2 pseudogenes are annotated in these 299 nt (G+C 41.1%); both read left to right on the top strand.

Features of this window, described 5'->3' with window-relative positions:
* A pseudogene (locus ACSG5Z_RS30780) lies at positions 1–195 on the top strand (phosphate acyltransferase PlsX); the annotation flags it as partial.
* Positions 192–299: pseudogene (locus ACSG5Z_RS30775) on the top strand (ACP S-malonyltransferase); the annotation flags it as partial. The pseudogenes ACSG5Z_RS30780 and ACSG5Z_RS30775, both read left to right, overlap by 4 nt.

Raw genomic sequence — 299 nt, 5'->3', positions numbered from 1 at the left:
GAGTATGGAGGAGCGGCATTATTTGGATTGAAAGCTCCAGTCATTAAGGCTCACGGTTCTTCCAATGACCAATCAATATTTAGTGCGATTCGTCACACGAGAGAAATGGTAGCGAAAGAAGTTATTCCTACTATTTCAAGCGTAATGGAGAAAGAGCCACTCCAATATGAGGAGGATTTGAAATGTGAAATATAGCATTTCTTTTTCCGGGGATAGGTTCACAGGCAGTTGGAATGGGTAAACAGTTAGCGGAGAATAATAAAGAGGTTGCAAATGTGTTTGCGAATGCAGATGATGTG

Source organism: Bacillus pretiosus (assembly GCF_051294775.1).
Taxonomy (GTDB): Bacteria; Bacillota; Bacilli; order Bacillales; family Bacillaceae_G; genus Bacillus_A; species Bacillus_A wiedmannii.
The sequence above is the reverse complement of the archived record's forward strand: the minus strand, read 5'-3'. Positions and strand labels throughout refer to the sequence as shown.